The organism is Rhodoferax sp. ZS1R25, assembly GCF_056521335.1.
In genome coordinates this window covers 209,263-230,109 of the sequence record NZ_JBWMAZ010000001.1, presented here as the reverse complement: position 1 = coordinate 230,109, position 20,847 = coordinate 209,263, and the positions used below count along the sequence as shown (strand labels likewise).

General features: G+C 64.1%; 22 protein-coding genes. 10 read left to right on the top strand and 12 right to left on the bottom strand.

Translation table 11 applies throughout. The features are described from left to right. Positions 1 to 14: 14 nt before the first annotated feature. The 8 genes from AC097R_RS01020 to AC097R_RS00985 all read left to right on the top strand — a co-directional run bounded on the left by AC097R_RS01020 (position 15) and on the right by AC097R_RS00985 (position 7,505). Positions 15 to 1,367 (top strand): LLM class flavin-dependent oxidoreductase, encoded by a 1,353-nt coding sequence (locus AC097R_RS01020; RefSeq protein ID WP_479595738.1) that lies wholly within the window; start codon positions 15 to 17, stop codon positions 1,365 to 1,367. Then, the gene (locus tag AC097R_RS01015) at positions 1,367 to 2,962 is read left to right on the top strand and encodes an FAD-binding protein (RefSeq protein WP_479595737.1); all 1,596 of its coding nucleotides are present in this window, start codon (positions 1,367 to 1,369) and stop codon (positions 2,960 to 2,962) included. Before AC097R_RS01020 ends, AC097R_RS01015 begins: the two co-directional genes overlap by 1 nt. Further along, positions 2,959 to 3,282: a 4Fe-4S binding protein gene (locus tag AC097R_RS01010; protein ID WP_479595736.1), complete on the top strand. Its 324-nt coding sequence runs from the start codon at positions 2,959 to 2,961 to the stop codon at positions 3,280 to 3,282. The genes AC097R_RS01015 and AC097R_RS01010 overlap by 4 nt, the downstream gene beginning before the upstream one ends. 206 nt (positions 3,283 to 3,488) lie before the next feature. Then, on the top strand, positions 3,489 to 4,259 hold the full coding sequence (locus tag AC097R_RS01005; protein WP_479595735.1) for a GntR family transcriptional regulator: 771 nt from the start codon (positions 3,489 to 3,491) through the stop codon (positions 4,257 to 4,259). 2 nt (positions 4,260 to 4,261) lie between these two features. After that, complete coding sequence (locus tag AC097R_RS01000) at positions 4,262 to 6,001, top strand: fumarate reductase/succinate dehydrogenase flavoprotein subunit (protein ID WP_479595734.1); 1,740 nt, start codon at positions 4,262 to 4,264, stop codon at positions 5,999 to 6,001. Between the two features lie 11 nt (positions 6,002 to 6,012). Beyond that, on the top strand, positions 6,013 to 6,255 hold the full coding sequence (locus tag AC097R_RS00995; protein ID WP_479595733.1) for a 4Fe-4S dicluster domain-containing protein: 243 nt from the start codon (positions 6,013 to 6,015) through the stop codon (positions 6,253 to 6,255). 3 nt (positions 6,256 to 6,258) lie between these two features. Continuing rightward, a complete protein-coding gene (locus tag AC097R_RS00990) occupies positions 6,259 to 7,224 on the top strand; it encodes a HEAT repeat domain-containing protein (RefSeq protein ID WP_479595732.1) in 966 nt (321 codons plus the stop codon). After that, on the top strand, positions 7,221 to 7,505 hold the full coding sequence (locus AC097R_RS00985) for a gamma-butyrobetaine hydroxylase-like domain-containing protein (protein ID WP_479595731.1): 285 nt from the start codon (positions 7,221 to 7,223) through the stop codon (positions 7,503 to 7,505). The genes AC097R_RS00990 and AC097R_RS00985 overlap by 4 nt, the downstream gene beginning before the upstream one ends. On the opposite strand, the gene AC097R_RS00980 is transcribed toward AC097R_RS00985, so the two are convergent. From AC097R_RS00980 to AC097R_RS00925, 12 genes are all read right to left on the bottom strand, one after another. After that, complete coding sequence (locus tag AC097R_RS00980) at positions 7,502 to 8,563, bottom strand: sigma-54 interaction domain-containing protein (RefSeq protein ID WP_479595730.1); 1,062 nt, start codon at positions 8,561 to 8,563, stop codon at positions 7,502 to 7,504. The two genes, AC097R_RS00985 and AC097R_RS00980, sit on opposite strands and share 4 nt — an antisense overlap. Positions 8,564 to 8,575: 12 nt before the next feature. Beyond that, positions 8,576 to 9,370, bottom strand: a complete 795-nt coding sequence (locus tag AC097R_RS00975) for a MetQ/NlpA family ABC transporter substrate-binding protein (protein WP_479595729.1) — start codon at positions 9,368 to 9,370, stop codon at positions 8,576 to 8,578. Between the two features lie 39 nt (positions 9,371 to 9,409). After that, positions 9,410 to 10,075, bottom strand: coding sequence for a methionine ABC transporter permease (locus AC097R_RS00970; protein ID WP_479595728.1), 666 nt, complete (start codon positions 10,073 to 10,075; stop codon positions 9,410 to 9,412). Then, positions 10,068 to 11,108 (bottom strand): methionine ABC transporter ATP-binding protein, encoded by a 1,041-nt coding sequence (locus AC097R_RS00965; RefSeq protein ID WP_479595727.1) that lies wholly within the window; start codon positions 11,106 to 11,108, stop codon positions 10,068 to 10,070. Before AC097R_RS00965 ends, AC097R_RS00970 begins: the two co-directional genes overlap by 8 nt. 17 nt (positions 11,109 to 11,125) lie before the next feature. After that, positions 11,126 to 11,341, bottom strand: a complete 216-nt coding sequence (locus AC097R_RS00960; protein ID WP_479595726.1) for a TOBE domain-containing protein — start codon at positions 11,339 to 11,341, stop codon at positions 11,126 to 11,128. A 122-nt stretch (positions 11,342 to 11,463) separates the two neighbouring features. Then, entirely contained in the window at positions 11,464 to 12,279 is an 816-nt protein-coding gene (locus AC097R_RS00955; RefSeq protein WP_479595725.1) for an ATP-binding cassette domain-containing protein, read from the bottom strand. Positions 12,280 to 12,333: 54 nt separating this feature from the next. Then, the gene (gene ssuC, locus AC097R_RS00950) at positions 12,334 to 13,221 is read right to left on the bottom strand and encodes an aliphatic sulfonate ABC transporter permease SsuC (RefSeq protein ID WP_479595724.1); all 888 of its coding nucleotides are present in this window, start codon (positions 13,219 to 13,221) and stop codon (positions 12,334 to 12,336) included. A gap of 15 nt (positions 13,222 to 13,236) precedes the next feature. Next, entirely contained in the window at positions 13,237 to 14,400 is a 1,164-nt protein-coding gene (ssuD, locus tag AC097R_RS00945) for an FMNH2-dependent alkanesulfonate monooxygenase (protein WP_479595723.1), read from the bottom strand. Positions 14,401 to 14,418: 18 nt separating this feature from the next. Further along, positions 14,419 to 15,444 (bottom strand): sulfonate ABC transporter substrate-binding protein, encoded by a 1,026-nt coding sequence (locus AC097R_RS00940; protein ID WP_479595722.1) that lies wholly within the window; start codon positions 15,442 to 15,444, stop codon positions 14,419 to 14,421. Between the two features lie 22 nt (positions 15,445 to 15,466). Beyond that, positions 15,467 to 16,429, bottom strand: a complete 963-nt coding sequence (locus tag AC097R_RS00935) for a sulfonate ABC transporter substrate-binding protein (RefSeq protein ID WP_479595721.1) — start codon at positions 16,427 to 16,429, stop codon at positions 15,467 to 15,469. A 110-nt stretch (positions 16,430 to 16,539) separates the two neighbouring features. Next, positions 16,540 to 17,130: an NADPH-dependent FMN reductase gene (gene ssuE, locus AC097R_RS00930; protein WP_479595720.1), complete on the bottom strand. Its 591-nt coding sequence runs from the start codon at positions 17,128 to 17,130 to the stop codon at positions 16,540 to 16,542. A 72-nt stretch (positions 17,131 to 17,202) separates the two neighbouring features. Beyond that, positions 17,203 to 18,216 carry a sulfate ABC transporter substrate-binding protein gene (locus AC097R_RS00925; protein WP_479595719.1) on the bottom strand — a complete coding sequence of 338 codons (1,014 nt, stop codon included), beginning with the start codon at positions 18,214 to 18,216 and terminating at the stop codon, positions 17,203 to 17,205. A gap of 390 nt (positions 18,217 to 18,606) precedes the next feature. Here AC097R_RS00925 and AC097R_RS00920 point away from each other — a divergent pair, with 390 nt between their 5' ends. Then, positions 18,607 to 19,911 carry an ABC transporter substrate-binding protein gene (locus AC097R_RS00920; protein WP_479595718.1) on the top strand — a complete coding sequence of 435 codons (1,305 nt, stop codon included), beginning with the start codon at positions 18,607 to 18,609 and terminating at the stop codon, positions 19,909 to 19,911. Positions 19,912 to 19,986: 75 nt separating this feature from the next. Next, positions 19,987 to 20,847, top strand: coding sequence for a carbohydrate ABC transporter permease (locus AC097R_RS00915; RefSeq protein WP_479595717.1), 861 nt, complete (start codon positions 19,987 to 19,989; stop codon positions 20,845 to 20,847).

Below are 20,847 nucleotides of genomic sequence, written 5' to 3'. Positions count from 1 at the left end.
ATTGGAGAGAACACATGTCTGACCGCAAACTGCGCCTGGGCGCCTTCATCATGGCCACGGGCCACCACATTGCCGCGTGGCGCCACCCCGGCTCGCAAATCGATTCGGGTACTAACATCGACCACTACATCGAAGTGGCCAAGACCGCCGAGCGCGGACTGTTCGACCAAGTGTTTGTGGCCGACAGCCCGGGCCTGTGGTTTGAGGGCAGCGACGAAGCCTTCAGCCGCCAGGGCCGCGTCTCGCACTTCGAGCCCGTCACGCTGTGGGCCGCGCTGGCCGCGGTCACCAAGCATGTGGGCTTTGTGGCCACGGCCTCCACCACCTACGAAGACCCGTATTTGTTGGCGCGCAAGTTTGCGTCGCTGGACCACATCAGCAAGGGCCGTGCGGCCTGGAATGTGGTGACCACGGGGGCCGAGACTTTGTACGGCAACTTCGGCTTGGACAAGCACCCCGACCCCGAAACCCGCTATGAAAAAGCCCACGAGTTCGTTGATGTGGTGAAGGGCCTGTGGGACAGCTTTGAGGACGATGCCTTCAGCCGCGACCCGGCCAGCGGCGTGTACTTTGACCCCGCCAAGCTGCACACGCTGAACCACGTGGGCAAACATCTGAAGGTGAAAGGCCCGCTGAACCTGGAGCGTTCGCCCCAGGGTTACCCGGTCATCGTGCAGGCCGGCTCGTCCGAGCCTGGCAAGGAACTGGCGGCCGCCACGGCGGAAGCCATCTTCACCGCCTGGACCAGCCTGGCCGAGGCGCAGGCGTTTTACGCCGACGTCAAAGGCCGCCTGGCGAAGTACGGTCGCCGCCCTGAGCAGCTGCTGGTGCTGCCCGGCATTTCGCCCGTGGTGGGCCGCACGCAGGAAGAGGCCGACGCCAAATGGGCGGAACTGCAAAAGCTCATCCATCCCTCGGTGGGCCTGAGCACCATTGCGCCCTTCTGGCCCGGTGAAGACCTGACGAAGTGGGACCTGGACGCACCACCGCCGTATATCCCGCAGCCGCCGATCGGCCGCAACAGCCGCGCCCATGTGGTGCTGGAGCTGGCGCGCCGCGACAAACTCACCGTGCGCCAGCTCTACGAGTACCTGGCCGGTGCCCGTGGCCACTGGGTGGTGGTGGGGACACCCGAAAAGATTGCCGATGAGATCCAGACTTGGTTTGAAAACGGCGCGGCCGATGGCTTCAACGTGATGCCACCCGTGCTGCCCGAATCGCTGGACGACTTTGTGGACCTGGTGATCCCCGAGTTGCAACGCCGTGGCCTGTTCCGCACGGAATATGAAGGCACCACGCTGCGCGAGAACCTGGGGCTGGAGCGGCCAGTGAACCAGTTCACCGTGCGCAAGCAGAAGGCCGCGTAATGGGTGCGCCCGATTTCCAGGCACTGGCCTCTGCCAACGCCTCGCTGCAGCTCGATGCCGATGTGCTGGTCATCGGTGGCGGCCCCGCGGGCACCTGGGCCGCCATCAGCGCGGCCGCGCAGGGTGCGCGCGTGGTGTTGGCGGACAAGGGCTTCTGCGGCACCTCAGGGGCCACGGCACCGTCGGGCACCGGCGTTTGGTATGTGGAGCCAGACGCGGCATTGCGTGGCGAAGCCAAGGCCAAACGCTACGAATGGGGCGGCCAACTCGCCGAGCAGGCCTGGATGGACCGCGTGCTGGAGCAGACCTACGCGAACGTGCAGCAGCTGGCCGACTGGGGCTACCCCTTCCCGGTGGACATCGACGGCGTGCAGCGTCGTAACTCCCTGCAAGGACCCGAGTACATGCGGCTGATGCGCAAGCAGGCCAAGGCCAGTGGCGTGCGCATTCTGGACCACAGCCCGGCGCTGGAACTCTTGGTCGATGCCGAGGGGGTGGTCGCCGGGGCCACCGGCATCGCGCGGCAGACGCTGGACACCTGGGTGGTGCGCGCCGGCGCGGTGGTCATGGCCACCGGGGGCTGCGCCTTTTTGAGCCGCGCTCTGGGTTGCAACGTACTCACGGGTGACGGTCACCTCATGGCGGCCGAAGTGGGCGCCGAGTTCTCCGGCATGGAGTTTTCCAACGCCTATGGCCTGGGTGCGGCGTTTGGTTCGGTCACCAAGTCGCTGTTCTACAACTGGGCCACCTTCTATTACCAGGACGGCTCTGTCATTGAAGGTGCGGGCTCTGCCAAGGGCCGCAGCCTGATTGCCAAGACCCTGCAAACCCAAGCCGTCTACGCACGCCTGGACCAGGCCGATGCGCAGGTGCAGGCCTGGATGCGCGCGTCGCAACCCAACTTCTTTCTGCCGTTTGACCGCACCGGTATCAACCCGTTCACCGATCGCTTTCCGGTCACTTTGCGTCTGGAGGGCACCGTGCGCGGCACCGGTGGGCTGCGGCTTACGGGTGCGGACTGCGCCAGCTCGGCTCCGGGTTTGTATGCGGCGGGCGATGCGGCCACGCGGGAACTGATCTGCGGTGCCTTCACGGGTGGCGGCAGCCACAACGCCGCATGGGCGCTGTCGTCCGGCTTCTGGGCCGGTGCGGGGGCTGCCAGTTTTGCGCGCCAACACCGCGTGGCCGACCACCACCTGCTGCTGCAAGCCGGTGGCGTGGGCCTGCGGTCGGCCAAGGGCGTGCGCACCGATGCAGATGCGCTGATCCAGGCCGTGCAGGCCGAGGTGTTCCCGTATGCCCGCAACTGGTTCCGCCATGGCGATGGGCTGCAGGATTCGCTGACGCGCCTGGACACCCTGTGGCAGCAACTGCGCACTGCCGCCCCGGCGGACAAACCACAGGCCGTGCGCACGCGCGAAGCGGCAGCCCTGTTGGTCAATGCGCGCTGGATGTACCGCAGCGCCCTGGCTCGCACCGAGACCCGTGGCATGCACCGCCGTGAAGACCAGCCACAGGCCGACCCCACGCAACGCCACCGCTTGGTGAGCGCGGGCTTGGACGAGGTGGTGGTGCGCCAGGAGCAGGTCGCATGATCGAGTGGATCAGTGCCGAGCGCTGCACGGCCTGCAATATCTGCGTGACCGCCTGCCCCACCAATGTGTTTGACCTGGTGCCTGGGGGCCCACCGCGCATCGCCCGCCAGAACGATTGCCAGACCTGCTTTATGTGTGAGTTGTACTGCCCGGAGGATGCGCTGTTTGTCGCACCCCAGGCCGACGTGTCCATCGCCGTGGATGGCGCGGCCCTGGCGCACTCACCCTTGCTGGGCAGTTACCGCAAAGACGTGGGCTGGGGACGTGGACGGCAACCCACAGCGGCGCAGGACCACAGCTACCAACTGCTCCCCTCCTGATGCGGCTGGGGTGCTGAATTTGGTACAGAAGCTGCTGATAAATCAACATTGATTTGTTGATTTATCAGCTTCTACCAAACGTGCTTCGAAGTTGGGGGTTACTCAAAAACTCAATGAAATCAACGATTTAAAGAGTTTTATCCCATTGCCAGCAGCATGGCACAGGCATTGCAATAAGCAACCTGTCATAACCAGTTCGCAGTGCCATGCAAACCTCGCTCTCCAACGCTCCCGCAGGCCGCGCGGCCACCCTGCACCAGCGCATCCAGCACGAGCTGCGCGAGCGCATTGTGGCGGGCCACTATGCCCCGCAGGCGCAGATGCCGACCGAGAGTGCGCTGATGCGCCAGTACGGTGTGAGCCGCATCACTGTGCGCCATGCGCTGGGTGCACTGGAAAAAGACCAGCTGATTTTCAAGGTGCCGGGCAAGGGCTCATTTGTGACGCAACCCAAACCCTTCCAGCCGCTGGGCCGTTTGCAGGGTTTTGCCGAGGCGATGGGCGCGCAGGGCCACGAACCCTTCAACCGCCTGGTGTCGCTGCAGACCGTAGCCGCTACGCCACAAGTGGCTGTGCGCCTGAAGCTGCCAGAGGGGACGGCAGTGACCGAGATTCGCCGCGTGCGCTATCTGGACCGCCAGCCCGTGTCGCTGGACCTGACCTGGGTGCCGCTGGCCATTGGCACCCGCTTGGCCCAGGAAGACCTGGCCACGCGCGACATCTTTCTGATTCTGGAAAACGACTACGGCCTGCGCCTGGGCCATGCCGATCTTTCCATCGACGCCGTGGCGGCCGATGCGACGACAGCGGCGTTGCTCGATGTGGCAACCGGCAGCCCGCTGCTGCGCATGGACCGCCTGACCCACACCGACGACGGCCGCCCGCTGGACTACGAGCAGCTGTACTGCCGCAGTGACAACTTTCAGTACCGCCTGCGCATTGCGCGCCATGCGGCACACCAACCTGAGAACACTTAACCATGCAAACCATCGAACAATCCGTAGACGTGCTCGTCATCGGCGGCGGCACCGCCGGCCCCATGGCCGCCGTCAAGGCCAAGCAGGCCAACCCCAAACTGAAAGTGCTGCTGCTGGAGAAAGCCAACGTCAAACGCAGCGGCGCCATCTCCATGGGCATGGACGGCCTGAACAACGCCGTCATCCCCGGCCACGCCACGCCCGAACAGTACGTGCGCGAAATCACCATCGCCAACGACGGCATCGTCAACCAGAAGGCGGTGATGGCCTATGCGGCCAACAGCTTCGGCATGATCGAGGAGCTGGACCGCTGGGGTGTGAAGTTCGAGCGCGACGAGACTGGCGACTACGCCGTCAAGAAGGTGCACCACATGGGCAGTTATGTGCTGCCCATGCCCGAGGGGCACGACATCAAGAAGGTGCTCTACAAGCAGCTCAAGCGCACGCGTGTGGAGATTGAGAATCGCCTGGTGGTCACGCGCCTGCTGACGGCCGACGACGGCAGCATTGCCGGCGCTATGGCGTTTGACTGCCGCACGGGCGACTTCCATGTGATCCGCGCCAAGTCCGTGGTGCTGAGCACGGGTGCTGCGGGCCGCCTGGGCCTGCCGGCTTCGGGTTACCTGTTTGGCACGTATGAAAACCCGACCAATGCGGGCGACGGCTACAGCCTGGCCTACCACGCGGGGGCAGAGCTGTCGGGCATCGAGTGCTTCCAGATCAACCCGCTGATCAAGGACTACAACGGCCCGGCCTGTGCCTATGTGACCGGCCCGTTTGGCGGCTACACCGCCAACAGCCAGGGCGAACGCTTCATCGAGTGTGACTACTGGAGCGGCCAGATGATGTGGGAGTTCTACCAGGAGCTGGAAGGTGGAAAGGGTCCGGTGTTCCTCAAGCTGGACCACCTGGCCGAGGAAACCATAACCAGCATCGAGACCATTCTGCACAGCAACGAGCGGCCCAGCCGCGGCCGCTTCCACGAAGGCCGCGGCACCAATTACCGCGAGAAGATGGTGGAGATGCACATCTCCGAAATCGGCCTGTGCAGTGGCCACTCGGCCTCGGGCGTCTGGGTCAACGAACACGCGCAGACCACGGTGCCCGGCCTGCATGCCGCCGGCGACCTGGCCTGCGTGCCGCACAACTACATGCTGGGCGCCTTTGTCTATGGCCGCCTGAGCGGCGAGAGTGCCGCGCACTACTGCGAAGGCCGCGAACTGCCGGCGGTGGATGCCGCACAGGTGGAGGCAGAGCGTGCCCGCGTGTGGGCCCCGCTGCTGCGTGAAAAAGGGCTGCCACCCAACCAGGTGGAGTACAAGCTGCGCCGCATGGTCAACGACTACCTGCAGCCACCCAAGGTGCCCCGCAAGATGGAGATTGGCCTGGAGCGCTTCGAAGGCATACGCCACGACCTGGACCAGCTCAAGGCCAGCAACCCGCACGAGCTCATGCGTGCGATGGAGGTGCACTTCATCCGCGACTGTGCCGAGATGGCTGCGCGTGCCTCGCTGTACCGCACCGAGAGCCGCTGGGGCCTATACCACGCGCGTGTGGACTACCCCGAGCGCAACGACGCCGACTGGTTTGTGCACGCCCAGCTGCAAAAGGACGCCAACGGCAATATGCGCAGCTTCAAGCGCGCCATCGAGCCCTACATCATCCCCATCCACGACGCAGAGAAAGCCGCCTACCAGCACCTGCGCATTGCCACCCCAGCGCCAGAAGCCCTGGCTGCCTGAAAGAGATTCCCATGAGTTACGCCCCCTTGGCCTTTATCCCCCACAGCGTTCCGGTGAGTGTGGACGCCGAAAAATGCATTGCCGACAAGGGCTGCACCGTGTGCGTGGACGTGTGCCCGCTCGACGTGCTGGCCATCGACCTCAGCAAGGGCACGGCCTACATGAAGTTTGACGAATGCTGGTACTGCATGCCCTGCGAAAAAGACTGCCCCACGGGCGCCGTCACTGTCGATATTCCTTACCTGCTGCGCTGAACCATGACCTCTTTTCTGGATATCGACATTCCCGCCGCCCTGGTGCAGCGCCTGCAGAGCGACGATGCGGGCATACGCCGCGTGGCCGTGATGGAGCTGGCCGACCATGAGGAAGAAGCCTGGTTGCCTGCGCTGATCCATGCGCTGCAGGATGTGGATGCCACCGTGCGACTGGAAGCCGCGCAACGCCTGGCCGGCTGGGACGTGGAGGCCGCGGTGCTGGCGCTTGCCGAGGCGCTACTGGATGACACTGAGCCCGTGCGCCTGGCCGCCGCCCAGTCACTCAGCGAGCTCAAAGAGCCCCAAGCCGGTGCGGCGCTGCTGCCCTGGGCCGAACATGCGGACACCTTTGCGCGCGCCGCGGCCTTGCGCGGCCTGCGTGAGCTGCGCTTGCCGCAGGCCGCACCCGCTGCGCTGGCGTCGCTGAAGCATGGCCAGGCCCTGGTGCGGCGCGAGGCCGTGGGCGTGTTGGGCTGGCTCAAGCACGCCGATGCCTTGGTGGTACTGGCCGCACTGGCACAGACCGACGCGGACGCCGAGGTGCGCCGCGCCGCAGTGGGCGCGTTGGGTTTTGCCAGCGGTGCCGCCGTGGCGCAGATCCAGCCCGCCCTGCTGACCACGCTGCGAGACAGCGCCTGGGCCGTGCGCGAAGAGGCCGCCACCACACTGGGCAAGCTGCGTGTGAACGCGGTGCCTGAACTGATCGCGGCGCTGGACGACAGCTACTGGCAGGTGCGCCTGCGTGCAGCGCGTGCCTTGGGGCTGTTGCGCCAGCCAGAGGCCGTGCCAGCCCTGGGCACCTTGATGGCCCATGAGGTGAGCAACCTGCGCAAAGAGGCTGTGATAGCGCTGGGCGACATTGGTGGTGACACCGCACGTGCCCTGCTGGATGCGGCCCTGGCCGACCCGGACCCCGAAGTGCGGAAGCTCGCCCGCTTGGGGCTGGCACGCCAAGGCCAGGCCGCATGAGCTTGTTTCCCAGCGCGGTGCACCTGTCGCCACAGGAGCTGGAGCTGCAATGGGCGGAAGGCCAGCACACGCTGCCTGCGGCCTATCTGCGCCAGCACTGCCACTGCACCCATTGCCGCCGTGAGGGCATCGCCGAGGCGCTGGCGCTCAGCAGCGCAGGCGTCACGCTGACGGACGCCACGCCCGTCGGCCAGTACGGGGTGCAGCTGCATTTCAGTGATGGCCACGACCGTGGCATCTACCCCTGGGTTTATTTGCGCAGCCTAGCCCAGAGTCCTTAAGCCAGGGTGATTTGAGTCTCGTTTTCCAGGAAACCATGCCGCTTGAGCAGCGTGCGCACCGCATTGCGGGTAATGCCCAGCAGCCGGGCCGTGTGCACCTGGTTGTGTCCGCTGCTGTTCCAGGCACTGCGCAGCAGCGCGCCTTCCACATCGTGCAGGGTTGAAGGGCTGCCCTGCGCCAGGTAGTCCGCCAGCGCCACGTCCAGCGCGCTGGTGCTGGGCTGGTGTGCTGAGGCCGGGGCTGCGCCATCGTTGCGGCGATGCAGTCCCTGCAAATCACTGGCGCGCACCGTGTCGGTGGGTGCGGTGATCAGCGCGTAGTGGATGACGTTTTCCAGTTCGCGGATATTGCCGGGCCAGTCATGCGCCAGCAGTGCGGTTTGCGCCTGAGGGCTGAGCTCGGCACCGCTGCGCCCAAGGCGCTGCGCGTACTGCGCCAGAAAATGCCGGGCCAGCGGCAGGATGTCGCCGGGCCGCGCGTGCAGTGGGCGCAAGGGCAGCGTGGCCACACTCAGGCGGTAGTACAGGTCAGCACGAAAGCGCTGTGCAGCCACGGCGGCGCGCAGGTCCACATTGGTGGCCACCACGAGGCGCACGTCCAGTGCAATCGGCGTGCGTGATCCCAGGCGCACCACCTGGCGCTCCTGCAGTACGCGCAGCAGCTTGACCTGCAGGTGCTGCGGCAGGTCGCCTATCTCGTCCAGAAACAGCGTGCCGTGGTTGGCCGCTTCAAACCAGCCTGCACGTGCCTGGTGGGCACCCGTGAAGGCGCCTGCCTCGTGGCCGAACAGCTCGGCGTCGATCATGCTTTCGCTGAACGCGCCGCAGTTCACCGCCACAAACGGACCACGCCGGCCACTGCCCTGGTGCACGCGGCGCGCCAGCAATTCCTTGCCGGTGCCGGTCTCGCCGGTGATGAGCACTGTGGCGTCGCTGGGGGCGATTTGCTCCACGCGCGCCAGCAGTGCCACCGACACCGGGTCTTCAAACACCAGTGCCTTGGCCCGCACCGACAAGGCGTGCGCCTGGGGCAGGGTCAGCAGCTGCGGTGTGCTCACGGGGGGGCAGAATCAGAACGAGGGGATGACCGCGCCCTTGAACTCGGAGAGCACGAACTTGCGCACTTCTTCCGACTGGTAGGCCTTGAGCAGTGTGGCCACCCAGGGCTTGTCCTTGTCCTGCTCACGCACGGCCAGCAGGTTCACATAAGGGCTCTTGGCGTTCTCTTGGGCAATGGCGTCTTTGCCGGGTTGCAGGCCAGCCTGCAGCGCAAAGTTGGTGTTGATGGACGCGGCATCCAGGTCGTCCAGCGAGCGGGCCAGTTGGGCCGCATCCAGCTCCACGAACTTCAGCTTCTTGGGGTTCTCCACCACGTCGAGCACGGTGGCCTTGAGGCCCACATCGGGCTTGAGCTTGATCAGGCCTTTGTCTTGCAGCACCAGCAGCACGCGGCCACCGTTGGTGGGGTCGTTGGGGATGCCGAACTTGGCGCCTTCTTTGAGTTCTCCCAGCGACTTGACCTTCTTGGAGTACAGGCCGATGGGGAAGTTGACGGTGTAGCCCACATTCACCAGCTTGTAGCCACGGTCCTTGATCTGTTGGTCCAGGAAGGGTTTGTTCTGGTAGCTGTTGATGTCCAGGTCACCGGCGGCCAGGGCGGCGTTGGGCTGGATGTAGTCGCTGAACTCCACGATTTGGATCTTCAGGCCGTCTTTCTCGGCGATCTTTTTGACCTGCTCAAAAATCTGGGCGTGCGGGCCAGCGGTGACGCCGACTTTGAGCGGCTTGTCCTGGGCCATGGCAGGCACCAGTGCGGCGGACAGCACCACGGCTGCGATGGATTGCAATGCGAAGCGCTTGTGCATGGAAAACTCCTTGTGTGTGAGAAAAAATAAGTGGTTGGATCAGCGGTGGCTCATGCCACGCACCAGCCGGTCGCCCAGGCTTTGCACCGACTGCACCAGCACGATGAGTACCAGCACCACGGCGGCCATGACCTCGGGCAGAAAGCGCTGGTAGCCATAGCGGATACCCAGGTCGCCCAGGCCACCGCCACCAATGGCGCCGGCCATGGCCGAATAGCCGGTCAGGCTGACGAAGGTGATGGTCAGGCCTGCCACGATGCCGGGCAGGGCCTCGGGGAGCAGCACCTTGAACACGATTTGCGAGGTGCTGGCCCCCAGGGCTTGCGCGGCTTCGATGAGCCCGCTGTCCACCTCGCGCAGCGCGGTCTCCACCAGGCGCGCCACAAACGGGCCCGCGGCCAGTGTGAGTGGCACCACGGCCGCAGCCGTGCCGATGGACGAACCCGTGATGAAGCGCGTGAACGGAATCACCGCCACCAGCAAGATGATGAAAGGTGTGGAGCGCACCGCGTTGATGAGCGTGCCCACGATGCGGTTGGCCGCCGGGTTGTGCAGAATGCCGCCCGTGTCGGTCAGCCGCAGGTACACGCCCAGCGGAATGCCTATGGCCGCACCCAGCGTGCCCGAGACACCGACCATGGCCAGCGTCTCCCAAAACGACTGGACAAACATCTCCAGCAAGGGGCCGGTGAACGTGTCAAACATGGGAAACCTCCTGCACCAGCACACCGGCATTGCGCAGGTGCGCCACGGTGGAGGCCAACTGCTCTTGCGCACCGCGCGCCAGCACGGCCAGCGTGCCAAACGGGCGGCCGCCCACCTCGTCAATCTGCCCGTGCAGCAGGTTCAGGTCCACGCCAAAGCGGCGCACCACCTCGGACAGCAGGGGCTTGTCGGAGTCTTCGCCGGCAAACACCAAGCGCAACAAACTTGCCTGGCTGGCGGGCACGCCACCCAGCAGGGCGCGCACCCGGTCCAGTACCACGGCGGGCAGCTGCTGCGGCACCACGTCGTCCAGCAGGCTGCGCGTGGTCGCGTGCTGCGGGCGGCTGAACACGTCCAGCGTGTCGCCCTGTTCCACAATGCGGCCCGCGTCGATCACGGCCACCTGGTTGGCGATTTGTTTGATCACCTGCATCTGGTGCGTGATCAGCACCACGGTCAGGCCCAGCTCGCGCTGCACCTCGCGCAACAGCGCAAGGATGGCGCGCGTGGTCTCGGGGTCTAGCGCCGAGGTGGCCTCGTCGGACAGCAGCACCTTGGGGCGGCTGGCCAGGGCGCGGGCAATGCCCACGCGTTGTTTTTGTCCACCGCTGATCTGTGCGGGGTAGCGGTCGCGCAGTGCGGCCAGACCCACCAGCTCCAGCAGCGGTTCCACGCGCGCGACGATCTCGGCGCGGCGCAGGCCTTCAGTTTCCAGTGGCAGTGCCACGTTGTCAAACACCGTGCGGGAGGACAGCAGGTTGAAGTGCTGAAACACCATGCCAATGTCGCGGCGTGCGGCGCGCAGCGCCGTGGGGTCGAGCGTGGTGAGTTCGCGCCCGTCTACCCGCACTGTGCCGGCCACGGGCCGGTTCAGCAGGTTGATGGTGCGCACCAGCGAGCTTTTGCCCGCACCGCTGCGGCCAATCACGCCAAAAATCTGCCCGCGTGGCACCGACAGGTTGATGCCGCGCAGCGCCTCCACCGGGCCTTGCGGCCCGGCGTAGGTTTGCACAATGCCTTGAAGTTCAATCACTCAGACACGCCCCAGGTTCAGAGCTTGGCGATGGACACTTCGGTGGACTTCACCAGTGCCACCACATCGGAGCCGACCTTGAGTTGCAGGTCGTCGACCGAGCGGGTGGTGATGACCGAAGTGACGATGCCCCAGGGGGTCTCAACGTCGATTTCGGAGACCACGTCACCGCGGAGGATTTCGCGCACTTTGCCTTTGAATTGGTTGCGTACGTTGATGGCTTGAATGGACATGGGTTACTCCTTGAAAGTCCGTTGGAAAAAAATGAATGAGAGGCCGCCGCGCCGGGCCGCCCCAAGCAAGGCACGGCCCCCTGTGGGGGGCAGCGCAGCACACGAAGTGGCAAGCGTGGGGGTCATATAGCCCAGCGCACGCCGTGGGCGGCGACACCGGCCCAGGTTGCGTCGATGGCGGGTTCCTCGGTCGCGGGCTGTTGCAGCACGCGGTCCAAGATGCGTTTTTCGAGCGCTGCAAACGCGGCGTCGCCACGGCTGCGCGGGCGCGCGAGCGGGATACGCTCGTCCAGCGCAATGTGGCCGTCTTCGATCAGCACCACGCGGTCAGCCAGGGCCACGGCCTCTTGCACGTCGTGGGTGACCAGCAGCGCGGTGAAACCATTGGCTTGCCACAGGCCCTCGATGAGGGCATGCATTTCGATGCGGGTCAGCGCATCCAGCGCGCCCAGGGGTTCGTCCAGCAGCAGCAGGCGGGGGTTGTGCACCAGCGCGCGGGCCAGGGCCACGCGCTGGCGCTGGCCGCCGGACAGGCGCGCAGGCCAGTCGTTCAGGCGGTCGCCCAGACCCACCTGGTTCAGCACCTTTTCCGCACGATGGCGTTCGCTCTTGGGCAGGCCCAGCGCCACGTTGTCCACCACGCGCTTCCAGGGCAGCAGGCGTGCGTCCTGGAACATGATGCGGGTGTCGTCACGCAGGCCGTTTTGTGCCTCGTTGCCAATCAGCAGCTGGCCTTCGCTGGCGCTTTCCAGGCCGGCCACCAGGCGCAAGAGTGTGCTCTTGCCGCAGCCACTGCGGCCCACGATGGCAACAAACTCGCCTGGTGCAATGTTCAGCTGCGCCTGCTTCAGCACCGTGCGTGCGCCGTAGCGCTTGCTCACGCCGCGTACGGCCAGGCCGACGCCGCCGGCGAGGTTGGGGGTGTGGTTAGTAGTCAAATGAGGCTCCAGCCCTTGTGAAATATGCGCGAGCAGCTATTAAATAAATAGCAATCAGCTTTGGTAGCCGGGATGCCAGCGCAGCCAGTAGTGCTCCAGGCCGCGGGCAAACCAGTCGGCCAGCTTGCCCAAGAGCGCGTACAGCAGGATGCCCACGAGCACGATGTCGGTCTGCAGAAATTCGCGCGCGTTCATGGTCAGGTAGCCAATGCCTTCTTGTGCCGAGATGGTCTCGGCCACGATCAGGATCACCCACATCAGCCCCAGCGAAAAGCGCAGGCCCACCAGAATGCTGGACAGCGCGCCAGGCAGGATCACCTGCACATACAGCTGCCAACTGTTCAGGCCGTAGGTGCGCGCCATCTCGATCAGGCCGGGGTCCACATTGCGGATGCCGTGGAAGGTGTTGAGGTAGATCGGGAAGAACACGGCCACCGCGATCAGGAACAGCTTGGCTGCTTCGTCAATGCCAAACCACAGGATGACCAAGGGGATGAGTGCCAGCGCAGGGATGTTGCGCACCATCTGGATGGTGGAGTCCAGCAGCGTCTCGAAAAAGCGCACCGAACCCGTCAGCAGACCCAACAGCAGACCCAGCCCGCCGCCAATGGCCAGGCCGCTGAGCGCGCGCCCGGCGCTGACCTTCACATGGATCCACAGATCACCCGACACGGCCAGCGTCCAGGCGGCCTTGGCCACGTCCACGGGCGCGGGCAACACGCGCACCGACAACCAGCCCAGCGCGACCGACGCCTGCCACAGGGCGATCAGCCCCACGGGCACCAGCCAGGGCAGCAGGCGCTGGCCCACGCCGCGCAGAAAGCGCTGGAGGGCTTCGGCCGGCAGCGGCAGGGCGGGAAACAGCGGCACGCTGCGCGCGCCGCTGGGCTCGATGGCCCCGGGCAGCGGGGTGACTTGCAATTCAGGCGTGGGGTGGCTCATGGAGGGCTCCCGAGATCAGCTCTGCGAGGCGCGCGGCGCGTAGTTGTTGGCAACCACCTCGCCAAACGGACCGGTGATGCGCGGGCCCGCCAGCTTTTCCTGCACCGCCAGCGGCAGCTTGGGGAACACCAGCTCGGCAAAGCGGTAGGCTTCTTCGAGGTGCGGGTAACCGGACAACACAAAGGTGTCCAGACCCAGCGCCGCGTATTCCTGGATGCGCGCGGCTACGTTCTCGGCAGAGCCCACCAGCGCCGTGCCGGCACCGCCGCGCACCAGACCCACACCAGCCCACAGGTTGGGGCTGATTTCCAGGTCGGCACGGGTGCGCTTGCTGCCACCGGCGTGCAGCGCGGCCATGCGGCGTTGGCCCTCGGAGTCCATGCGCTGGAAGGCGGCCTGGGCACGCACCACGGTCTCGTCGTCCAGGTGGCTGATCAGGTCTTCGGCGGCGGCCCACGCTTTCTCTTCGGTTTCGCGCACGATCACATGCAGGCGGATGCCGAACTTCACGGTGCGGCCCCGTTTGGCGGCGCGCTCGCGCACGTCTGCCACTTTCTTGGCCACTTCAGCGGGTGGCTCGCCCCAGGTCAGGTAGGTCTCTACCTGCTCGGCGGCCAGGTCGTGTGCCGCGGCGGAGGAGCCACCGAAGTACACGGCGGGATGTGGCTTCTGGATGGGCGGGTAGAGCAGCTTGGCGCCTTTGACGCTGAGGTGTTTGCCCTCGAAGTCGTAGGACTCGCCGTCGTGGCTGCGCGCCAAAATTTCGCGCCAGATGCGGATGAACTCGGCGCTTTGCTCGTAGCGCGATGCGTGGTCCAGGAACACGCCGTCGCCTTCGAGTTCGATCTGGTCACCACCGGTCACCAGGTTCACCAGCAGGCGCCCACCCGAGAGGCGGTCAAACGTGGCGGCCATGCGCGCAGCCAACGCGGGCTGGTGCAGGCCAGGGCGCACCGCCACCAGAAACTTCAGGCGTGTGGTGACGGACAGCAGGCTGGAGGCCACGACCCAGGGGTCTTCGCACGAGCGGCCGGTAGGAATCAGCACGCCCTCGTAACCCAGGCTGTCAGCGGCCTGCGCCACCTGCTTCAGGTAGTCGAGGTTGACTTGGCGCGCACCTTCGGAGGTGCCGAGATAACGGCTGTCGCCGTGGGTGGGGATAAACCAGAAAATATTCACAAAAAACTCCTACACAGTTCAGGGCTTGCCGGCTTGGGCCAGGCGGGTGCCGCCAGGCGGTGTCCACACGATGTCGGCCACGCGCACGGGCTTGGGGATCAGGCCCAGCTTGTGGAAGGCATCGGCCACACGCTGCTGGTCGGCGGCGATGCTGGCGCTGATGGGGCCCACGGGGGACTTGGGGCGGCGTTGCAAAAACAGGCTCACCACGCCGGCATCCAGTCCGCTGAAGGCCGAGATGAGCTTGATGGTTTCGGGCCGGTGCTCCTGGGCGAAGCGGTCGGCGCGGGTCAGCTCTTCAAACAGCGCCGCAATGGTGTGCGGGTACTGCGTGGCAAAGGGCTTGGAGGCCAGGTAGAACGAGTTGTTGCTCGACAGCGTGCGGCCAGTGGCCAGTGAGCGGGCTTGCAATGCCAGTTCGGTGGCGGAGTAGAACGGGTCCCAGATGGCCCAGGCGTCCACGCTCTTGCGCTCGAACGCGGCGCGCGCATCGGCCGGGGCCAGGTAGATGGGTTGGATGTCGCTCCACTGCAGGCCGGCTTTCTCCACCGCACGCACCAGCAGGTAGTGCGCGCTGGAGCCTTTTTGCAGCGCAATCTTCTTGCCCTTGAGGTCTTCCAGCTTTTGGAGCGGAGAGTCCTTGAGCACCAGGATGGCGGAGCTGTCGGGTTTGGGCGGCTCGGCACCGGCGTAGACCAGGTCCTTGTCGGCGGCTTGCGCAAACACCGGGGGCGAGTCACCGGTCAGGCCGAACTCCAGGCTGCCTACCGACAGCGCTTCGAGCAGCTGCGGGCCGGCGGGAAACTCGATCCACTGCACTTTGGTGCCGGGGAAGCGTTTTTCCAGCACGCCCTGCTGCTTCAAGATCACGAGGTTGACGGCAGACTTTTGGTAGCCGATGCGCAGCAACTCGGGCGCGCTGCCGCTGGGATTTGCTTGTGCCCAGGTGCTGCTGACAGGACCGCTCAGGCCCCAGATGCCGGCGGTGGTGGCCAGCAACTGCAGCAGGCTGCGGCGGCTGACGGGCGGTGTGATGTGGGCCATGGCGGGTCTCCTGCGGGCGGGCTTAGCCCAGGTTCACGGGCGCAGCGTGGCGCAGGTTCAGCGTGCGCGGGATGATCTTGAGTTCAAAGAACTTGTCGGCAATCTCTTGCTGCTCAGACAGGATGTCGCTGGTCACGGGCACGATGCCGTAAGGTGTGCGGCTCAGGTACAGCTCGGTGATGGTTTTGTCCAAGCCCAGCACCTTGGAGAGTTCCACAGCAGCATCGCCCTTGTTCTTGGACACCCACTTTTCGATGGTGTCCACTTCCTGTAGCGCGATCTTCAGCACGTCGGTGTTGTTGGTCGCGTAGTCGCGTGAGGTGAAGTAGTAGCCGCGGTTTTTCACCACGCCCGAGGCGTCGGCCAGGATGCGGGCATTGAGTTGTTTCTGTGCAGCGGCGAGGAACGGATCCCAGATCACCCAGGCGTCGATGGCGGCCTTCTCGAACGCGGCGCGGGCATCGGGCGGCGACAGGAAGGTGGCTTGCACGTCGGTGTATTTCAGGCCGTTCTTCTCCAGCAACTTGGCCAGGAAAAACTGCACGTTGGAGCCCTTGTTGAACGCCACGCGCTTGCCCTTGAGGTCGGCCACGGTCTTGATGGGCGAGTTGTCATGCACCAGCACCGCTTCCAGGTTCTGGCGGGGGTGGGTGGCGCCCACGTACACCAGGGGCGTACCGCCGGCCTGGGCAAAAATGGGCGGGGCTTCGCCCACGTCACCAAAGTCGATGGCGCCTACGTTCAGCGCTTCCAGTTGTACGGGGCCAGCGTTGAATTCGACCCAGCTCACCTTCACACCCAAAGGCGCGAGCTTTTGCTCCAGCGTGCCGCGGGCCTTGAGCAGGTTGAACCAGCCTTTTTGGTGGCCCACGCGCAGCACGCGCTGGCCGCTTTGGGCGAAGGCGCCGGTGCTGGCACCCAGGGCGGTGGCCGCAGCGGCGGAAGCCAGAATCTGGCGGCGGGTGAGAAGGGGCGTTCGTGTCATGGATGTCTCCGGTGTCGGGGGCGCAGGCAAGGCTTCTCCCTTGCCGCATGCGCGGGTTCAAAAAAGAAAAACAAAAAGAAGGCGGACCAAGCCGCCCGGGGTGGGGTGCTTTACACGCTACATCGCACTTGTGAAAACGCGACCGGCGCAAACCGGGTGGCAATCCCCAGGCCGGTTTGCAGCGTCTCGGTGATCAGGGTGTGCACGGCATCGTCCAGGCGCGCGCCAATGTCCGCGGTGACCTGGTAGCTGCCGCCTTCGGACAACGTGACCTGGGCGTCGGTGGCATAGATGCCGGGCAGGATGTGTTTGGCACCGAGTGACTGCAGCACCGGGCGCAGCGAGTAGTCCAGCGCCAGCATGTGGTGCGGGCTGCCGCCGGTGGCCAGGGGCAACACCACTTTGTTTTTAAAACCGTCTTGCGGCAGCAGGTCCAGAAACACCTTGAGCACGCCGCTGTACGCAGCCTTGTAGACCGGGGTGGCCACGACGATCACGTCCGCCCGGGCGACCTGGCCAGTGGCCTGGCTGATGGATGGGTGGCCGAAATCGGCGAGCAGCAGGGCTTGCGGGGACAGGTCCCGCACGCGCAACCGGTCCACCTGCACGCCACGCGCTTCCAACCGTTGGCCCGCTGCTTCCAGCAGGGCCGCGGTGCGCGAGCGCTCCGACGGGCTGCCTGCGATGAGTAGAACGGACATTCTTGTTTTCTCCCTGCCTTGATGTGCTATGAATTTGCTAGCTGTTCGCGCTTTGTTTACGGGGGCTAGGGCTTACTTTTTGGTATAGATCTGGTCGAAGCTGGCGCCATCGGCAAAGTGCGCTGCATCGGCCTTTTCCCAGCCGCCGAAGGCTTCTTCAATGGTGAAGAGCTTCAGGGGTTGGAACTGCTTGGCGTACTTGGCTTTTGCCTTTTCGGAGATCACGGGGCGGTAGAAGTTCTTGCCTGCAATGTCCTGGCCTTCTTCGGAGTACAGGTACTCCAGGTAGGCAGTGGCCACGGCACGGGTGCCCTTCTTGTCCACGTTCTTGTCGACCACGGCGACGGCAGGCTCGGCCAAGATGGACAGCGGGGGGGCGATCACGTCAAACTTGGCGCCGAATTCTTTTTCCAGCAGGTAGGCCTCGTTCTCCCAGGCAATCAGCACATCGCCCTGGGCGCGCTGCGCAAAGGTGATGGTGGAGCCGCGGGCGCCGGTGTCCAGGATTGGCACATTGGCGAACAGTTTGGCAATGAATTCCTTGGCCTTGTCGTCACTGCCGTACTTGCGCTTGGCGAATTCCCAGGCGGCCAGGTAGTTCCAGCGGGCGCCGCCAGAGGTCTTGGGGTTGGGGGTGATGACCTTCACATCGGGGCGAATCAGGTCGTCCCAGTCCTTGATCTTCTTGGGGTTGCCTTCACGCACGGCGAACACGATGGTGGACGCATAGGGCGTGGAGTTGTGGGGCAGGCGTTTTTGCCAGTCTTTGGCGATCCAGCCGCCGTTTTTCACGATGGCATCGGTGTCACCGGCCAGGGCCAAGGTGGCCACATCGGCGTCCAGACCATCAATGATGGAACGGGCTTGTTTGCCAGAGCCACCGTGGCTCTGTTTGATCGTCACGTCCTGGCCGGTCTTGGCCTTCCAGTACTTGGTGAACGCCGCGTTGAATTCGACATACAGCTCGCGTGTCGGGTCGTAGGACACGTTGAGCAAAGTGACCGCTTGCTGGGCCAGGGCGCCTGCGGCGGCGCTGACCAGGGCAACAGCCACGGCAAAGTTCAGGATGTGGCGACGGTGGGCCATGAAACAACTCCAGAGAAGCAACGCAACAGTGCGATGGGGTGGATTCTGGAATCGGGCCGTTAAAACGAGAACTACTGTTTTCTCAGTTCTTAATTACCTAAACATCTAAAAAGTGGTGGTTTTAGGCCGGTTTGGTCCTTGCAGAGCCCCCTCAGTCTCCCTGGCCGACCCCGATACGCCCCTGCAGGTTCAACCCAAACTTCGCCAAAATTTCGCCAAATCAATACGTTATCGCGTGTATATGGGAAAACCCTGACTACTTTTTGCACGCCAATACTGTCAATCGTTCCAAAAGTATCAACCCCCGGAAGGGGCGACTTCTACTATTCAGGCCTGTCGATGCATCGTTGGCATTGGCTGAACACCCGAACTTCCCTTAGGAGACAAAACATGAAACTCAAGGCATCTCTAGCCCTGGCATTTGGCTTGCTGGCCAGCGCCGCATACGCACAGACAGAACTCGTTGTGGCCACCGTGAACAACGGCCACATGATCGAAATGCAGAAGCTCAGCAAGAACTTCGAAACTGCCAACCCCGACATCAAGCTGAAGTGGGTGACGCTGGAAGAAGGCGTGCTGCGCCAACGCGTGACCACTGACATCGCCACCAAGGGCGGCCAGTTCGACGTCATGACCATCGGCATGTACGAAACCCCCATCTGGGGCAAAAAGGGTTGGCTGCAAGAACTCAAGACTGACGCCAAGTACGACGCAGACGACATCCTGCCCGCCATGCGCAACGGCCTGTCTGTAGACGGCAAAATGTTTGCTGTGCCCTTCTACGGTGAAAGCTCCATGCTGATGTACCGCAAGGACTTGGCTGACAAGGCTGGCATCAAGGTGGCTGACAAGCCGACTTGGACCGACATCAAGGCCCTGGCTGCCAAGATCCACGATCCCAAGAACGGCGTGTACGGCATCTGCCTGCGCGGCAAGCCAGGCTGGGGCGACAACATGGCATTCCTGACTACGCTGGTGAACACCAACGGCGGCCAATGGTTCGACATGAACTGGAAACCCCAACTGGAAAGCCAGCCCTGGAAGGATTCCATCAACTTCTACGTGGACCTGCTGAAGAACTATGGCCCTCCCGGTTCGTCGGCCAACAGCTTCAACGAAATCCTGGCTCTGTACAACGAAGGCAAGTGCGGCATGTGGATCGACGCCACCATCGCAGCGTCTTTCATCACCGACCCCAAGCAGTCCAAAGTGGCTGACAAGGTGGCGTTTGCACAGGCTCCTACGGCTGCAACCCCCAAGGGTGCCAACTGGTTGTGGGCATGGGCACTGGCCATTCCATCGGGCTCCAAGAAAGTGGACGCTGCCACGAAGTTTGTGACTTGGGCGACTTCCAAGGAATACATCGAGCTGGTGGCCAAGACCAATGGCTGGGCCCACGTGCCTACCGGTACCCGCAAGAGCACCTACGCCAACCCTGAGTTCCTGAAGGCCGCCAAGTTTGCCGCTGCTGAAAAAGCTGCGATCGACTCGGCCAACCCGAACGACAGCACCTTGCCCAAGAGCCCGTACGTTGGCGTGCAGTTCGCGGCCATCCCTGAGTTCCAGGCCATCGGCGCCACCGTGGGCCAGGAAATGAGCGCGGCACTGGCTGGCAAGAAGTCTGTAGACGATGCCCTCAAAGCCTCTCAAGCCGCGGCTGACCGCGAAATGAAGAAGGCGGGCTACTACAAGTAAACCCTCCTCTCCGGTTGGTGGACTTTCAGGCGCGCGGGGCTCTCCCGCGCGCCCTTTTTCCCGCGAGGTCGTTGTATGAGTCGCTTTATTCCCCGTGCCCTGATGGCACCGGCCGTTGTATCCCTGTTTCTGTGGATGATCGTGCCGCTGGTGATGACCCTGTATTTCTCGGTCATCCATTACAACCTGATGCAGCCCGACAAAGTGGGCTTCGTAGGTCTGGAAAACTACATCTACTTCATGACCGATCCGTCCTTTGGCACGGCCGTCATGAATACGCTGTTGTTGCTGGGCAGTGTGATCCTGATCACCGTGATTGGCGGCACCCTGGTGGCCCTGCTGATCGACGAACCGTTTCTGGGCCGTGGTCTGGTGCGCATCCTGCTGATTTCTCCGTTCTTCGTCATGCCCACGGTCAATGCGCTGCTGTGGAAGCACATGATGATGAACCCGATCTACGGCGTGCTGGCCCAGGTCTGGCATTTCTTTGGCGCCACGCCGGTGGACTGGCTGACCGACTTCCCGTTGTTCAGCGTCATCATCATCGTGTCCTGGCAGTGGTTACCGTTTGCCACGCTGATCTTCATCACCTCGCTGCAGAGCATGAACCGCGAGCAGTTAGAGGCCTCGCGCATGGACGGCGCCAACTACCTGCAACAGCTGCGCTACCTATACCTGCCGCACCTGGCCCGTTCGGTGGCCATCGTGGTGATGATTGAAATGATCTTCTTGCTCAGCGTCTTCGCCGAGATCTACACCACCACCGGTGGCGGCCCGGGCGACGCGAGTACCAACGTGGCCTTCCTGATCTTCAAGCAGGCGCTGCTGAACTTTGATGCCGGTGTGGCCTCTGCGGGCGCCATGTTCGCCGTGGTGCTGGCCAACATCGCTGCGGTCTTCCTGATCCGCATGGTCGGCAAAAACCTGGACAAGTGA

What these genes read in the sequence shown, in the direction of transcription:
- AC097R_RS01020 (WP_479595738.1), top strand. Translation starts at nt 15, where the DNA reads ATGTCTGACCGCAAACTGCGCCTGGGCGCCTTCATCATGGCCACGGGC.
- AC097R_RS01015 (WP_479595737.1), top strand. Translation starts at nt 1,367, where the DNA reads ATGGGTGCGCCCGATTTCCAGGCACTGGCCTCTGCCAACGCCTCGCTG.
- AC097R_RS01010 (WP_479595736.1), top strand. Translation starts at nt 2,959, where the DNA reads ATGATCGAGTGGATCAGTGCCGAGCGCTGCACGGCCTGCAATATCTGC.
- AC097R_RS01005 (WP_479595735.1), top strand. Translation starts at nt 3,489, where the DNA reads ATGCAAACCTCGCTCTCCAACGCTCCCGCAGGCCGCGCGGCCACCCTG.
- AC097R_RS01000 (WP_479595734.1), top strand. Translation starts at nt 4,262, where the DNA reads ATGCAAACCATCGAACAATCCGTAGACGTGCTCGTCATCGGCGGCGGC.
- AC097R_RS00995 (WP_479595733.1), top strand. Translation starts at nt 6,013, where the DNA reads ATGAGTTACGCCCCCTTGGCCTTTATCCCCCACAGCGTTCCGGTGAGT.
- AC097R_RS00990 (WP_479595732.1), top strand. Translation starts at nt 6,259, where the DNA reads ATGACCTCTTTTCTGGATATCGACATTCCCGCCGCCCTGGTGCAGCGC.
- AC097R_RS00985 (WP_479595731.1), top strand. Translation starts at nt 7,221, where the DNA reads ATGAGCTTGTTTCCCAGCGCGGTGCACCTGTCGCCACAGGAGCTGGAG.
- AC097R_RS00975 (WP_479595729.1), bottom strand. Translation starts at nt 9,370, where the DNA reads ATGCACAAGCGCTTCGCATTGCAATCCATCGCAGCCGTGGTGCTGTCC.
- AC097R_RS00970 (WP_479595728.1), bottom strand. Translation starts at nt 10,075, where the DNA reads ATGTTTGACACGTTCACCGGCCCCTTGCTGGAGATGTTTGTCCAGTCG.
- AC097R_RS00960 (WP_479595726.1), bottom strand. Translation starts at nt 11,341, where the DNA reads ATGTCCATTCAAGCCATCAACGTACGCAACCAATTCAAAGGCAAAGTG.
- ssuC (WP_479595724.1), bottom strand. Translation starts at nt 13,221, where the DNA reads ATGAGCCACCCCACGCCTGAATTGCAAGTCACCCCGCTGCCCGGGGCC.
- AC097R_RS00940 (WP_479595722.1), bottom strand. Translation starts at nt 15,444, where the DNA reads ATGGCCCACATCACACCGCCCGTCAGCCGCCGCAGCCTGCTGCAGTTG.
- AC097R_RS00935 (WP_479595721.1), bottom strand. Translation starts at nt 16,429, where the DNA reads ATGACACGAACGCCCCTTCTCACCCGCCGCCAGATTCTGGCTTCCGCC.
- ssuE (WP_479595720.1), bottom strand. Translation starts at nt 17,130, where the DNA reads ATGTCCGTTCTACTCATCGCAGGCAGCCCGTCGGAGCGCTCGCGCACC.
- AC097R_RS00925 (WP_479595719.1), bottom strand. Translation starts at nt 18,216, where the DNA reads ATGGCCCACCGTCGCCACATCCTGAACTTTGCCGTGGCTGTTGCCCTG.
- AC097R_RS00920 (WP_479595718.1), top strand. Translation starts at nt 18,607, where the DNA reads ATGAAACTCAAGGCATCTCTAGCCCTGGCATTTGGCTTGCTGGCCAGC.
- AC097R_RS00915 (WP_479595717.1), top strand. Translation starts at nt 19,987, where the DNA reads ATGAGTCGCTTTATTCCCCGTGCCCTGATGGCACCGGCCGTTGTATCC.